Consider the following 14,004-nt stretch of genomic DNA (forward strand, 5'->3'; position numbering starts at 1 on the left):
CTCACACCAACGCAAAGGAGGACCGCCATGGGCGGATTCAATTCAGTCACGGAGGCGCTGCCCTCCGGGAACCGTACAACCCGTCCGGCGTGCCGCTGGGCAAGGCGGCCAACAACGATGACAGCTTCGTCCTGCCCGAGACGGGCAAAGGCGGCAACTGGAGCGGCCAGGATTTGTCGCCCTCGAACGCCCTGACGCAGCAGATGCAGGAAGCGGAAACTCCCGCCCAGAAACCCACATCAGCCCTCGGAAACGGCTTGCTTGGCGACATGGGCGAGGATGATCGCAAACTCAATCCCATCGTCTCGACGCTGACCAAGGAACATCCCAAAAATCCTGTGCGTCTGCAGGGCGGCTTGTTGGGCGAGCCGAGCCAACTACAACGGCCCGTAAAGCCGCCCGACCCTTTCTCAGAGTTGGGCGACCTGCCAAAACTGCGCAAGTTATGGACGGCTCGCCGCATCGACAGCGAAAAACGCGCCATGCACGACAACTGGGCGCGCCTCATCAACAGCACGCAGGATTTCGGCGGCATCATTCCCACCTTCAAACGCCATATCGAGACGAATGGAGAAACCGGTCGGGCCGACGTGGCCGACATGATCGGGCGCGTTTCGCAAAGCAATCCCGATCACGCCCGCTTCTTCCAGCGCGAGCTTGCAACGGCGCTGGGCGGCGAGATCATTCAAGCCCGCAGGATGGACGAGCCGGTGGAGAATGCTGGCCTGTTGGGTGAAGCGAAATCCAATCGTTTCAGCGATCCGGACTTCGAGAAAAGCTATTGGCGCAGCGCCGAGGCCTACAAGGCCGAGTTCGAAAAGCGGCAGAGGGAGTTTATGAAAGAGGCGGATATGCGCGTCTATCCGCAACATCCTGTTCAGCCTGCTCGCCATCGCCATTTGGGCGGTGGAATGAAGCCCTCACGGGAAAGAAGACCGCACCGTCAGACGATCTGATAGAGCAGCGGCTCGCCCGCCAACAGGCGGCGGCAGTTTTCGGCCGCCACCGTCACCGAGCGGGCCAGGGTTTCCGACGTCAACCAAGCAGCATGCGGCGATAGCGTGACGTTGGGAAGGTCAAGTAACGGGTGGTTCTTGCGCAAGGGTTCGTCTTCGAACACGTCAAGGGCGGCGTTTAATCGGCCCGCCGTCAACAAATCGATCAGCGCCGTTTCGTCGATTAGGCCGCCCCTGGCCGTATTGACCAGCAGCGCGCCTTGGCGCATGCATTCAAGTCGGCGACGGTTCAAGATATGGCGCGTGCCGTCGCTAAGCGGCAAATGCAAGGATACGATGTCGCTTTCTTCCATCAAGGAGTCGAGCTGTCGCCACTCGGCGATGCCTTCGTTCTCGGGTTTGGGCAAACGGGTCCAATAAAGCAGCCTGGCGCCCATCATTTTCAGAATCGGCGCCAAGCGCCTGGGCACGGCGCCAAATCCCACAAGACCTACGGTGCGCCCACCCACTTCGCACAAATGTTCAAGTTCCGAGGCTGGTATCTGCCAGCGCCCGTCTTCGCGCAGCAAACGATCGGTCGCCGCCAGCCTGCGCAAACCCGCCAGCATCAAGCCCAGGGTCATTTCGGCAACCGCAGGCGCGTTGATTCCCGGCATGTTGGCGACCGCGACGCCGCGTTCGCGGGCAGCTTCGATATCGATGGTGTTAAGGCCAGTGCCGATTTTTTGAACCAAGCGCAACTTGGGCGCATTGGCCAGGGTTTGAGCCGTCACCGGCTTTAGCACATGCCACAGCACTTCGGCTTCCGGCAACAGGCGGGAAAAGCGTTGCTCGTCGCTTTCGGCGCAAAAGGCGACCTCGATCGATTCATGCGCCAAACGCGCGATCTTGGACGCCAAGCCGGGGCCGGGTTCGAAATGAAAGAGAACCTTCAAGGGGCGCCTCTTCCCGACCGATCAATCGACGGAAACTGGCTCGACGGGCTGGTTGCGGCCGATGGGTTCGACCGTCGCTTCGCCCTGAGCCTCGACGCCCTGTTCGCCCTCGCCCTCGCCGTCATTCTCATCGCCGATATGCGGCTGGTCGTCGGCTGGAGTCGACATCATGGGGCGGCGCTGTTGCTGACCCGCCTGCTGATTCATGCTGTTGATGACCCGGTAGTAATGTTCGGCATGCTGATAGAAGTTTTCAGCGGCGATGCGGTCGCCCGCCGCCTGGGCATCCCTGGCCAGTTGCAGATACTTTTCCAGCACCTGATGGGCATTGCCGCGAACCCTTATGTCGGGGCCGTTGCTGTCGAATGTCTGCGGGCGCATCGGCATATGCTTCTTGCCGTTATTATTGTGCCCATGACCCCCGTGGCCGCGTCCACGAGAGCGTTTATTGTTCATCGGTTGGCCGTTCAAGTCTTTGGTTTCCCTAATTATCGCGCACCTTGACCGAAATGGTCGTAACGGCAAGCCAGTCGCGCTGGAAAAGCGAACCGCGGTGCTGGAGGTCACTTGCACGCATCCGGAGCTGGCTCAACGCCGCGTGCCTTGATGAACCCAACCTAGCGCCAAGCAATCGGTTTTCCAACCGTTTTTTTCGCCTTATCCTCGGTTTTCGACCAGAATCGCCCGTTCCACCCCGCCAAGGTCTGCATGCAACCCCAGAAGGTCAAGGCCCGCAGCGCCCAGCAGAGTGGAAACCTCCGCGGCCTGACCGGCCCCCAGTTCCAGCACGGCGATGCCCTTGGGGGCCAATAGCCGCTTCAAATCCACAGCGATCCGTCGATAGGCGGCCAGACCGTCGCCGCCGCCGTCCAACGCTAGGCGTGGCTCATATAGCGCCACTTCGGGTTCAAGTCCGTCGATCTGTCGGCTGGGAATATAGGGGGGATTCGAGACGATCAGATCGAAGGAACCGTCCAGACCCTGCCCCCAATCGCCTATTTGAAAGCGGGTTCTGGCGTCGAAACCCAGCCTGGCCGCGTTCGCCGCCGCCAATTGGACGGCATCGGGATTCTTATCGACGCCAAGCCCCGTCGCATTCGGATATTCGGCGATGAGCGCCAGCAAAAGGCATCCCGTGCCGGTTCCCAGATCAAGGACCTGCAAAGGCAGGCTGCGCTCGGGCCAATGGGCGATCACCGCTTCGATCAGCGTTTCGCTGTCGGGGCGGGGTATCAATCCGGCTTCGCCCATCATCAGATCCAGCGACCAGAAGTCCCAATGACCGATCAGCCGCTGCAAGGGTTCGCGCTGGCATCTGCGCCCAAGCAGCGTTTCGAAAATGGCTTGTTGCTCAGGCCCGACGTCAAGACGCGACGACAGGCCCAACTCGCCCAAGCGCAGGCCCAGCGCAAAAGCCAGAAGATAGCGGGCGTCAAGCTGCGCCGCCTCAACGCCCGCCGCCGCCAGGCGCCGACTGGCCGCCTTCAGGATATCTTGCGAGCAGTTCATTCCATCTCGGCCAGACGCGATGCCTGATGCGCGGAAATCAGGGCGTCGATGATTTCCTCAAGCTCGCCCATCATCACGCGGTCGATCTTGTAAAGCGTCAGGTTGATGCGGTGGTCGGTCACCCGGCCTTGCGGGAAGTTGTAGGTGCGGATGCGTTCGGAGCGGTCGCCCGATCCAACCTGAGTCTTGCGGTTGGCGGCCCGCTCGGAATCGACCTTTTCGCGCTCGATGTCGTACAGCCTGGCCCGCAGCAACTTCATCGCCTTGGCCTTGTTCTTGTGCTGGCTTTTCTCTTCCTGGCAAGCCACGGCAAGGCCGGTGGGAAGATGGGTGACGCGCACCGCCGAATCCGTGGTGTTGACGTGCTGGCCGCCAGCGCCCTGGCTTCGATACACATCGACGCGCAGGTCCTTGTCTTCGATCTTGATGTCCACTTCCTCGGCTTCGGGCAATACGGCCACCGTTGCCGCCGATGTATGGATGCGCCCGCCTGCCTCGGTGGCCGGAACGCGCTGGACGCGATGGACGCCCGATTCGAACTTAAGCCTGGCGAACACGCCCTGGCCTGAAATCTCTGCCGAACCTTCCTTCATGCCGCCGATCCCGGTATCGCTGACTTCCAGAATCTCGAACCGCCAGCCATGCAATTGGGCGTATCGCTGATACATGCGAAACAGTTCGCCCGCGAACAAAGCGGCTTCCTCGCCGCCCGTGCCCGCGCGCACTTCCAAGATGGCGTTGCGCTCGTCGGCCTCGTCCTTGGGCAGCAGCATCAGGCGCATCTGATGCTCAAGTCCGGGCAATGATTCCTTGAGCGCGTAATATTCCTCGCCGGCCAGTTCGCGCATGCCCGCATCGTCGCTTTTCATCATGGCTTCCGCGTCGGCCATGTCGGCCCTGGCCTTGCGAAAGGCCTTCACCGCTTCGACCACCGGCACCAGATCGGCCAGTTCCTTCGACACTTTTCCAAAAGTCTGGGCATCGACCTGGCCGGAGGACAAGGATGCCTCCAGTTCATCATGGCGCATCAGCACGCGGTCGAGATTGGCATCCAGATTCACCCGTTCTTCTCCTCGTCCTTAAGGCCGAAGATTTCCTCAAGCAGGCGTTCGGCCGCCGTCAGCGCCTCTTGGCCGCGCAAAGCCTCGCTGGGCGCGTGCAGCAAGCGGTTCATCATCAGTTGGGTCGCCCTGGCGGCGTCGCCACCGGCTTCGATCAGGGCGCGTTCGCGCTCGGCCTCGAAATGGCTGCGCAGCCGCACGATCAAGGGTGCCGCCGCGCGGCCCGCCTGGTCTTTCAGATAGGCGGCCACTTCTTCATCGATCAACGTCCAGGCGGCCTGGGATTCGCGCACGCGATGCGAAATGCCTTCCTCGGCCACGCGCTCAAGATCGTCGAGATCGTAGAGAAAGGCGTCGTCAACCCGCTCCACCGCCGCATCGACGTCGCCGGGAATCGACAGATCGAGAATCAGCATCGGCTTGCGCTTGCGCTTTTTCAGCGCCGCCTGCACGCGGGGCGCATCGATGGCGGGCAGCGGCGCGGACAGGGCGATGAGCGCCACGTCGGCCTGCGACAACAGCCAGATCAGATCGTCATAGGGCGCGCTGGGAACGTCGAACTGACGGGCCAGCGCCAAGGCTCTGGCCGGGCGCGGCGCCGACACCAGAAGATGGCCAACGCCCGCCTTGATGAAACTTTCGGCCACCAATTGGCCCATGTCGCCATCGCCCAGCAGCACGGCGGTATTGTTCTTGAAGTCGCCGAACATGTCGCGCCCCACGGCAACCGCCGCCGCCGCCAGCGAAACCGGACGCTCGCCGATCTTGGTTTCGCCGCGCACGCGCTTGGCGGCAGCGAAGGTGGCTTGCAGCAAGCCGTCCAATTCCTGGCCGATCTTGCCGGTCTCGCGGGCGATGCGATGGGCGGCCTTCACCTGACCCAGCACCTGCGGCTCTCCGATGACCAGACTATCCAGGCCCGAGGCGACGGCGAACAAGTGGCGGACCAGGGATTCGCCGCTTTTCACATAGGTTTGCGGCTCAAGCGCCGCAGCCTCGATCCCCGCCCGGTCGGCCAGAAAGGAAAGCATGCGCGGCGCCAGCGTCTCAAGATCGCCGTAGCTTATAATTTCCACCCGATCGCAGGTGGCCAGATACATCGCCTGATCAAGGCCAAGGTCATTGAGAATGGCCGGTATGTCGGCGTCTTCCGCAAAGAGCGCGTCGCGCAAACTGAGCGGCGCCGAGCGGTGATTGGCGCCGACGAGAACGAATGCGTCTTGGGAAGGTCCCTCGCCCACGTCCGCCTACTTGCCGCGAAGGCGTGAAACCAGCGCCTCGAGGGCCACTTCTTCCTGACTGCCGCTGTCAAGATCGCGAACAGTGGCCACACCCTTGGCCAATTCATCGTCGCCCAGAATGACCGCCGTGCTGGCGCGCGCCTTGTCGGCGCGCTTCATCCGCTTGCCCAGATTTCCCGAATAGCCCATCTCGACGGCGATGCCCAGCCTGCGCAATTGGCCCGACAATTTAAGCGCATGTCGTTGCGCCGCCTCGCCCATCGGCAGCAGGGCCACGGGGCGGGGCGCAGGTTCCATTTGCTGGCCCAGTTCCGCCGACAGCATCGACAAGCGCTCGACGCCAGCCGCCCAGCCGATGCCCGGCGTTTGCGGCCCGCCCATGGTGGAAATCAACGTGTCGTAACGCCCACCCGCCAGCACCGTGCCCTGACTGCCCAGAGCGGTGGTGGTGAATTCGAAAGCGGTATGGCCGTAATAATCCAGCCCTCGCACCAATCGTTCGTTCACGACGTAGGGTACGTCCAGCGCGTTCAGTCCTTCTTGCACCTTGGCGAAAAAGTCGCGCGACGCGTCGTTCAGATGTTGCGACAAAAGCGGTGCGTTGGCCACGATCTTGCGGTCGCCTTCGTCCTTCGAATCAAGAATGCGCAAGGGATTCTTGGCAAGCCGATTGCGGCTGTCCTCGCTCAGTCCCCCAAGATGGTCCGACAGATAGGCGACCAGTTCCTTGCGATAGGCTTCGCGGCTTTCAAGATCGCCCAGCGTGTTCATTTCAAGCGTGGTGTGGCTTCCGATGCCCAGATCGTCGAGCAGGTGGCGCGCCATGGCGATCACCTCGACATCGGCATCGGGCTTTTCGACCCCCAGAAGCTCGACCCCCACCTGATGGAACTGGCGCAGGCGCCCCTTTTGCGGACGTTCGTGGCGAAACATCGGACCGCGATAGAACAGTTTCAACGGCAGATGCTGGGCCAGTCCGCCCGAAATGAAGGCGCGGCACACGCCTGCCGTTCCCTCGGGACGAAGGGTCAGCGAATCGCCGCCCTTGTCGGTGAAGGTGTACATCTCCTTGGTCACGATGTCGGACGTGTCGCCCAGCGTACGGGCGAAAACGTCGGTGAACTCGAAGATGGGCGTCACGATCTCGCCAAAGCCGTAGAGAGAGGTGATGGCGAAGGCGCGTTCCTCGACATGACGGTGACGCCTAGCTTCGTCGGGCAACAGATCGTGGGTGCCGCGAACGGGCTGTAGCGCCGCCATCAGGCTGCTCCTTTCTTTTCAGCGCGCAATTGCGCCGCCTTGGCTTCGACCAATTCGACCAGATGATCGACCAAATGTTCTTCATCAATATTGTGATCGGGCTTGCCGCCGATATACACCTTGTGCGCCTCGGCCCCGCCGCCGGTGACGCCGATGTCGGTCTCCCTGGCCTCGCCGGGGCCGTTGACCACGCAGCCGATGACCGACAGCGACACCGGCTCGGCGATGTGGGCCAAGCGATTTTCCAACACTTCAACGGTCTTGATCACGTCGAAACCCTGACGAGCGCAGGTGGGACAGGAAACGATGCGCACGCCGCGATGGCGCAGATCGAGTGTTTTCAAAATGTCGAAACCGACCTTGACCTCTTCCACCGGGTCAGCGGACAGGGAAACGCGCAATGTGTCGCCAATGCCTTCCCACAGCAAAGCACCGATGCCGATCGCCGATTTCACGGTGCCTGCACGCAAGCCCCCCGCTTCGGTGATGCCTAAATGCAAAGGATAGTCACAGGCCTTGGCCAGGCCGCGGTAAGCGGCCACTGCCAGGAAGACGTCAGACGCTTTCACGCTGATCTTGATGTCGTGGAAATCCTCGTCTTCAAGATACTGGGCGTGTTCCAAGGCGCTTTCCACCAGGGCGGCGGGCGTCGGCTCGCCGAACTTCTCAAGCAGATGCTTTTCCAGCGAGCCTGCATTGACGCCGATGCGGATCGAGCAGCCGTGATCCCTGGCCGCCTTCACCACTTCGCGCACCTTGTCCTGGCCGCCGATATTGCCGGGATTGATGCGCAGGCAGGCCGCCCCGGCCTTCGCCGCCTCGATGGCGCGCTTATAGTGAAAATGAATGTCGGCCACGATGGGCACATTGGCCGCCTTCACGATGTCGGCCAGCGCGGCTGTCGATTCCTCGTCGGGGCAGGAAACGCGAACGATGTCCACGCCCGCCTCTTCCATGCGCCGAATCTGGTCGATGGTGGCCTTGGCGTTCGAGGTCAGCGTGTTGGTCATGGATTGCACGCTGATCGGAGCGCCCGCGCCGACCGCGACGGGGCCAACCTGAATGCGCCGACTTGCACGGCGTTGAATGAAGCGGTAGGGACGAAGACTCATGACGTCAGAAGCTCCGGACGCAGACGCCTGCGCCTTTTAGCGTTTAGGGATTGCCTGCCTTGATGCGTTCGGGATCGAGCGCTATGTCGCGCCTGACCGACCCCGAAGGGCCAAGGCTGGGCGTGGACAATGCGCCGTCAACGCTGGCCGAAAGCGCCCCGGCATCGCCGGTGGTCAACGACAGTTTGCCCATGCCGGTGGGAACGCGATAGGTGTCGCCCTTTTTCATGAGGCGGGTCGCCACCAGATTGCCCTTTTCGTCGCGCACCTGAATCCAACTGTCCGAGTTGGCCTTCAAGACCACGCGCACTTCGCCTTCTGTCTGCCCATAGACCTTTGGCGAGCGCGATGCCTCGTCGCTTGGCGCATTGGCCTCGCCCGCAGGCGCCGGGGCCGGAGCGGGTTGGGCGGCCGCCGGTCCGGTTGACGCCGGAGAAGCAGGCGTTTTCATTTCGCTTTGCATCGCCGTTCTAGGCTGGGCGGAAATCGCCAATCCGCCCATGCCCTGGCTGGACGGCAAGGGCATCGGCGTCTGTCCGGGCGTCAAGGCGCCCGGCTTGCCCGGCTCGATGCGCGGCGGCTCGGGCTTCTTGGGCGCTGCGGCTTCGACCGCCTCGGGCTTGGCAAGCGCCGGTTCCGCCTTCTTCTCCGGGACCGGTTCAACCTTGGGCATCGCGGGCTCGACCGGTTTCGCCTCGGCCTTTTCCGCGGGCTTTTCGACCGGCTTCGCGGCCTCGGTCACGGCAGGCGGCGGCGAGGCCGGGCTGGGGCTTGACGCCTCTTCGGCGCGTTCGTCCTTCTTGGCGGCGTCATCCGACTTGGCCAACTGATCGGGGACTTCGGGAACGGATTCGGCCACCGGACGGTTGGCCGAAGAGAAGGCGTACCAGCCGCCATAGACCAGAACGCCCAAGGCCAAAGCCGCCGCCGCCAATGCGCCGCTGGGCAGGCGTCTTTCGCTGGCCGGCGATGGAAACACCAGTTCTTTCTTGGACGTAGCGGCGCCCGAGGTTTCGGCGCGGTAGCGGCGCACCACCTCTTCGGAATCGAGGCCCAGAAAATCGGCATAACTGCGCACGAAGCCTAGGGCATAGGTGGGGCCGGGCAAATCCTCGTAACGGCCATCCTCGATCGCCTGCAAGAACAGCTGGCGGATTCTGAGGGCCTGCGACACTTGCTTCAGGTCTTGGCCCATGCGCGTGCGCGTGGCCTTCAAGAGAGCGCCCACGCTGGAGGACGGCGCCTGTCTTGCCTGCTGTTCGGCTGTCTGTTCTTCGGTATCGCTCACGGCCATGCACCTTTCGCCACTTGCCTATTCTTGTTTAGCAAGAATTTCAGCCGATATCCACCCCATGGTCCCTCGCATAGGCTTTCAGCATCAGCCTCAGCGAGCGGTCGGGGCGCTCGAGAATCTCATCTAGATAGGATTGGAAGGGCGCCAGTTCCAGCGAACGGACCATGCGCCTGATCGGGCCGATCGAGGGCACATGCATCGAAAGGCTGCGAAAACCGATGCCAATCAGGGCCATGGCGTCCACCGGCTGGCCGCCCATTTCGCCGCACAGGCTTATGGGAACGTTCTTGGACCGGCAGGCATCGACCAGACGTTTCAGAAAGGCCAGGACCGAAGGCGCCAAAGTGTCGTAGCGCTCGCTCAGGCGCGGATTGCCGCGATCCGAGGCAAACAGAAACTGCACCAGATCGTTGCTGCCCACCGAAATGAAGTCGACGCGCTTCAAAAGGGCGTCCGTCTGGAAGGCCAGGGCAGGAACTTCCAGCATGGTGCCGACGCGCAGCCGTTCAGGCCGGGGCGTGCCCCTGGCAATCTCGCGGGCCAGTTCGCGGTCCAACAGGTCGCGGGCCTTGTCCAGTTCGGAGACTTCGGAAATCATGGGGAACATGACCGACAGCGGGCGGCCCTGGGCGGCGCGTATCAAGGCGCGCAATTGCTGGCGCAGCACCGCCGGGCGATCCAACGTGATGCGGATCGAACGCCAGCCCATGGCTGGGTTCTCCTCGGGCGCGCCATTCCAATAGGGCAAGACCTTGTCGCCGCCGACATCCAGCGTTCGAAAGACGATGGGCTTGCCCTTGGCCATTTCGTAGATCTTGCCGTAAATCTGGGTTTGCGCCTCGACATCGGGCAATTCATGGCGCGCCATGAAGGGTATTTCCGTACGGTACAATCCGATGCCCAAGGCGCCGCTGGATTCCATGAAATGCAGGTCGGCCAGCAGACCGGCGTTGATGTGCAGGCCTATCTGCGTTCCATCGATGGTGACGACCGGATCGTCCCGCTCCGCGGCATAGGCGGCGACACGCTCAGCCCTGAGCACGGCATTGGCCCTGAAGGCGGCCACGATGTCCTCGCCTGGGCGCACGAAAACCTGATTGGAATCGCCATCGACGATCACCAGATCCATGGGTTCGATGCGGGTCAGAACGCCCTCGGCGCGCCCGATGACCGGAATGTCCAGCGCACGCGCGATGATCGCCACATGCATGGTGGGCGAGCCTTCCTCCAGCACCAGCCCCTTCAGCTTCTTGCGGTCGTAATCCAGCAGTTCGGCGGGTCCCAGCGTTCGGGCGATCAGAATGGCCTCGTCGGGCAATTCCTGGGTCACGCCCGCCTTGCCCGCCAAATGCTGGGTCAGGCGGTTGGCCAGGTCCTCGAAATCGAGCAGGCGTTCCCGGATGTAGGGATCGCTGACTTGGCTCATGCGCGCCCTGGTGTCGTCATGCACCTTCTGAACGGCGGCCTCGGCGGTCAGGCCGCCTTGAATGGCTTCGGCGATCCGCCCAATCCAGCCCGCATCCTGGGCGAACATGCGATAGGTTTCGATGACGTCGCGATGTTCGCCGCCCGCCTCCATGTCGGCGGAATTCAGCAGCGCATCCAGCTGATTGTGCATGGCTGTCAGAGCGCCTTTGAACCGATTCAACTCGGTCTCGGAATCTTCGGCCACCAAACGCTGAACGCTGATCTGGCTGCGATGGATGACGGCTGCGCCGATGGCGATGCCCGCATTCAGGCGAACGCCTTCGATGCGCAACGGCAACAGTGCGTTGCCGTCGATGGCGATCTGCTCTTCCTTGGGCACCAAGCCGCCAGCCACCAACTCGGCCTGCACCATGGCCACGGTTTCCAGCGTCTCGATTTCTTCTTCCGAATAATTGCGCTGCGTCTTGTTCTGCACCACCAGAACGCCGATGACGCGCCCGCCGCGCAAGATGGGAACGCCCATCAAGGAGCGGTAGATTTCCTCGCCGGTTTCGGGGCGATAGGCGAAGGCGGGATGGTTTTGGGCGTCCGCGAAGGCCATCGGACTGGCCTGCGCCGCGATCAGGCCGACCAGGCCCTCGCCAACCCGCAGGCGCGTGGCGTGCACGGCGCTGGCCAACAGGCCTTTGGTGGCGAACAGTTCCAGCACTTCGCCGGCGCGCTGGACGTAGCAGGAGCACACATCCGCCTTCAAACCTTCCGCGATCAGGCCGACCGTGCGGTTCAGACGCTCTTCCGCCGAACCCGATCCCGCCATGACGTCCCGAAGGCGGCCCAAAAGCCGCCGGGACACGCCGGTCCCGACGGAAGGCATGCTAAGACGCTTTCTGGATAAGGCCGTGACGGGCAGCCAACGCCGCCTCGACCTGAGAAACCAATTCGGCCAGAATCTCGGCGGCGGGCTGTTCACGCGTGACCATGCCGACACTTTGGCCCGCCATCAGCGATCCGTTCTCGACGTCGCCATCGATGACGGCACGCTTAAGCGCTCCCGCCCAGAAATGTTCGATCTCGAGCTGCGCCGCGTCCTTGGCCAATTCGCCGTTCTTGAAGCGACCGATCACTTGCTGCTGGAAATCCATGAAACGCTTGGTGGCGTTGTTGGCCAACGCCCTGACCGGAATGACCGGAAAATCGGCGTCGATCTGCACGCTGGGTTGGGCTTCGCGAGCGCTCGCCCGGATGAAGGATTTCTTGAAGTTGGCATGCGCCACGCATTCGGTGGCGCAAACGAAACGCGTGCCCAACTGACAGCCCGCCGCGCCCATTTCAAGATAGGACAAGATGGCCTCGCCCCTGCCGATGCCGCCCGCCACGAAAATCGGCACGTCCCTGATTTCGGGCAGGATTTCCTGGGCCAGAACGCTGGTGGAAACCGGACCGATATGGCCGCCCGCTTCCGCGCCCTCGACCACCAGCGCGTCGGCGCCCGAGCGGATCAGCTTCTTGGCCAGCACCAAGGCAGGCGCGAAACAGACCACCTTGGCGCCATGATCCTTGGCCCGCTTGATGGCCGCCGAACTGGGCAGGCCGCCCGCCAGCACGATGTGGCTGACCTGGGCCGCCCCGCAGACATCGATCAGTTCGTCCAGTTGGGGGTGCATGGTGATCAGGTTGACGCCGAAGGGCTTGTCGGTCAGCGTCTTGGTCGCCGCGATCTCGGCGGCCAACAGGTCCGGTCCCATCGAGCCGCAGGCGATCACGCCAAAACCGCCGCCATTGGAAATCGCCGCCACAAGATTGCGTTCGGAAATCCACGACATGGCGCCGCCCAGAATGGCCATCTCCGTGCCCAGAAAGGCGCGCCCCTTCTCCCATAGACGGTCGAGGATCTGGCGAGGCATGGGCGACATCTCCATGTCCATCACGCCGCGTCGAGATCGAAGGCGGTGTGCAGCGCGCGCAGCGCCAGTTCGGTATATTCCTCGGCGATCAGTACGCTGACCTTGATCTCGGAAGTCGAGATGACCTGGATGTTGATGCCCTTCTCGGCCAGGGTGCGGAACATGGTGAGCGCCACGCCAGCGTGGCTGCGCATGCCCACGCCGATCACCGACACCTTGACCACGTTGCCGTCGGCCACCAGTTCCTTGTAGCCGAACTTGGCCTTGGCCTCCTCGATCACCTTCTTGGTCTTCTCAAGATCGGCCTTGCCCACCGTGAAGGTCAGGTCGGTCGTCTTGCCGTCGTGCGAGACGTTCTGCACGATCATGTCGACATTGATGGCGGTATCCGCCAGCGGGCCGAAAATGCCCGCGGCGACGCCCGGCTTGTCGGCCACGCCGATCAGAGTGATTTTCGCTTCGTCGCGGCTATAGGCGATGCCGCTTACCAGTGCCTTTTCCACGATCTCATCCTCATCGCAAACGAGTGTTCCGGGTATGTCCGCAAAGCTGGTCAGCACCTGAACCCGCACATGGTGCTTCATGGCCATTTCGACCGAGCGGGTCTGCAAAACCTTGGCGCCCACCGAAGCCAGTTCCAGCATTTCTTCATAGGTGATCTTGTCGAGCTTCTTGGCGGTCTTCACGATCCTGGGATCGGTGGTGTAGACGCCGTCCACATCGGTATAGATGTCGCAACGATCCGCCTTCAGCGCGGCGGCCAGCGCCACGGCCGACGTGTCCGAGCCGCCGCGGCCCAGGGTGCTGATGCGATTGTCCGGGCCAAGACCCTGGAAGCCCGCCACCACGGCGACTTCGCCGGTCTTCATGCGGGCCTCGATCTCCTTGGTGTCGATCGACATGATGCGGGCCTTGCCGTGCATGCCGTCGGTATGGAAGGGAATCTGCCAGCCGGTCCATGATCTGGCCTTGACGCCCATTTCCTGCAGGCAGATGGCCAGCAGGCCGATCGTCACCTGTTCGCCGGTGGCCACCACCGCGTCATATTCCTTGGCATCGTGCAACTTGGCCGCTTCATTCACATAGGCCACCAACTGGTTGGTGACGCCCGACATGGCCGACACCACCACCGCCACTTCGTTGCCAGCCTCGGACTCGCGCTTGACGCGCTTGGCCACATTGCGGATTTTCTCCACATCGGCCACCGATGTGCCGCCGAATTTCATAACGATACGCGCCATGAGCAATAGTTCCCTGCTGTCCCTCCCCGACCGTCAGTCCGGAGAGCAAAAATCTTAGGTTTT

12 protein-coding genes are annotated in these 14,004 nt (G+C 62.6%); 1 reads left to right on the top strand and 11 read right to left on the bottom strand.

Annotated elements, in window-relative coordinates; all coding sequences use genetic code 11:
- The first annotated feature begins 89 nt into the window (after positions 1 to 89).
- Complete coding sequence (locus HQL44_11355; GenBank protein ID MBF0269177.1) at positions 90 to 956, top strand: hypothetical protein; 867 nt, start codon at positions 90 to 92, stop codon at positions 954 to 956.
- Here the strand turns inward: HQL44_11355 and HQL44_11360 are convergent.
- The 11 genes from HQL44_11360 to HQL44_11410 all read right to left on the bottom strand — a co-directional run bounded on the left by HQL44_11360 (position 944) and on the right by HQL44_11410 (position 13,941).
- Entirely contained in the window at positions 944 to 1,891 is a 948-nt protein-coding gene (locus HQL44_11360; GenBank protein ID MBF0269178.1) for a hydroxyacid dehydrogenase, read from the bottom strand. The two genes, HQL44_11355 and HQL44_11360, sit on opposite strands and share 13 nt — an antisense overlap.
- Before the next feature lie 21 nt (positions 1,892 to 1,912).
- The gene (locus HQL44_11365) at positions 1,913 to 2,347 is read right to left on the bottom strand and encodes a DUF4167 domain-containing protein (GenBank protein MBF0269179.1); all 435 of its coding nucleotides are present in this window, start codon (positions 2,345 to 2,347) and stop codon (positions 1,913 to 1,915) included.
- A gap of 201 nt (positions 2,348 to 2,548) precedes the next feature.
- Positions 2,549 to 3,400 (bottom strand): peptide chain release factor N(5)-glutamine methyltransferase, encoded by an 852-nt coding sequence (prmC, locus tag HQL44_11370; protein MBF0269180.1) that lies wholly within the window; start codon positions 3,398 to 3,400, stop codon positions 2,549 to 2,551.
- On the bottom strand, positions 3,397 to 4,461 hold the full coding sequence (gene prfA / locus HQL44_11375; GenBank protein ID MBF0269181.1) for a peptide chain release factor 1: 1,065 nt from the start codon (positions 4,459 to 4,461) through the stop codon (positions 3,397 to 3,399). The genes prmC and prfA overlap by 4 nt, the downstream gene beginning before the upstream one ends.
- Positions 4,458 to 5,702: a glutamyl-tRNA reductase gene (locus HQL44_11380; protein ID MBF0269182.1), complete on the bottom strand. Its 1,245-nt coding sequence runs from the start codon at positions 5,700 to 5,702 to the stop codon at positions 4,458 to 4,460. Before HQL44_11380 ends, prfA begins: the two co-directional genes overlap by 4 nt.
- A gap of 6 nt (positions 5,703 to 5,708) precedes the next feature.
- Positions 5,709 to 6,962 carry a histidine--tRNA ligase gene (locus HQL44_11385; GenBank protein MBF0269183.1) on the bottom strand — a complete coding sequence of 418 codons (1,254 nt, stop codon included), beginning with the start codon at positions 6,960 to 6,962 and terminating at the stop codon, positions 5,709 to 5,711.
- On the bottom strand, positions 6,962 to 8,074 hold the full coding sequence (ispG, locus tag HQL44_11390) for a flavodoxin-dependent (E)-4-hydroxy-3-methylbut-2-enyl-diphosphate synthase (GenBank protein MBF0269184.1): 1,113 nt from the start codon (positions 8,072 to 8,074) through the stop codon (positions 6,962 to 6,964). The genes HQL44_11385 and ispG overlap by 1 nt, the downstream gene beginning before the upstream one ends.
- A 43-nt stretch (positions 8,075 to 8,117) precedes the next feature.
- Positions 8,118 to 9,362, bottom strand: coding sequence for a DUF4115 domain-containing protein (locus HQL44_11395; protein MBF0269185.1), 1,245 nt, complete (start codon positions 9,360 to 9,362; stop codon positions 8,118 to 8,120).
- 46 nt (positions 9,363 to 9,408) lie between these two features.
- Positions 9,409 to 11,670 (bottom strand): phosphoenolpyruvate--protein phosphotransferase, encoded by a 2,262-nt coding sequence (gene ptsP, locus HQL44_11400; protein ID MBF0269186.1) that lies wholly within the window; start codon positions 11,668 to 11,670, stop codon positions 9,409 to 9,411.
- 1 nt (position 11,671) lies between these two features.
- Positions 11,672 to 12,721 carry a nitronate monooxygenase gene (locus HQL44_11405; protein MBF0269187.1) on the bottom strand — a complete coding sequence of 350 codons (1,050 nt, stop codon included), beginning with the start codon at positions 12,719 to 12,721 and terminating at the stop codon, positions 11,672 to 11,674.
- Positions 12,721 to 13,941, bottom strand: a complete 1,221-nt coding sequence (locus HQL44_11410; GenBank protein MBF0269188.1) for an aspartate kinase — start codon at positions 13,939 to 13,941, stop codon at positions 12,721 to 12,723. The genes HQL44_11405 and HQL44_11410 overlap by 1 nt, the downstream gene beginning before the upstream one ends.
- Positions 13,942 to 14,004 lie beyond the last annotated feature (63 nt).

This window comes from Alphaproteobacteria bacterium, from assembly GCA_015231795.1.
In the GTDB taxonomy this organism is placed as follows: Bacteria; Pseudomonadota; Alphaproteobacteria; order Rhodospirillales; family WMHbin7; genus WMHbin7.

Coding starts and splice junctions, on each gene's coding strand:
- HQL44_11365 (MBF0269179.1), bottom strand. CDS start 2,347: ATGAACAATAAACGCTCTCGTGGACGCGGCCACGGGGGTCATGGGCAC.
- prmC (MBF0269180.1), bottom strand. CDS start 3,400: ATGAACTGCTCGCAAGATATCCTGAAGGCGGCCAGTCGGCGCCTGGCG.
- HQL44_11385 (MBF0269183.1), bottom strand. CDS start 6,962: ATGGCGGCGCTACAGCCCGTTCGCGGCACCCACGATCTGTTGCCCGAC.
- ispG (MBF0269184.1), bottom strand. CDS start 8,074: ATGAGTCTTCGTCCCTACCGCTTCATTCAACGCCGTGCAAGTCGGCGC.
- ptsP (MBF0269186.1), bottom strand. CDS start 11,670: ATGCCTTCCGTCGGGACCGGCGTGTCCCGGCGGCTTTTGGGCCGCCTT.
- HQL44_11405 (MBF0269187.1), bottom strand. CDS start 12,721: ATGGACATGGAGATGTCGCCCATGCCTCGCCAGATCCTCGACCGTCTA.
- HQL44_11410 (MBF0269188.1), bottom strand. CDS start 13,941: ATGGCGCGTATCGTTATGAAATTCGGCGGCACATCGGTGGCCGATGTG.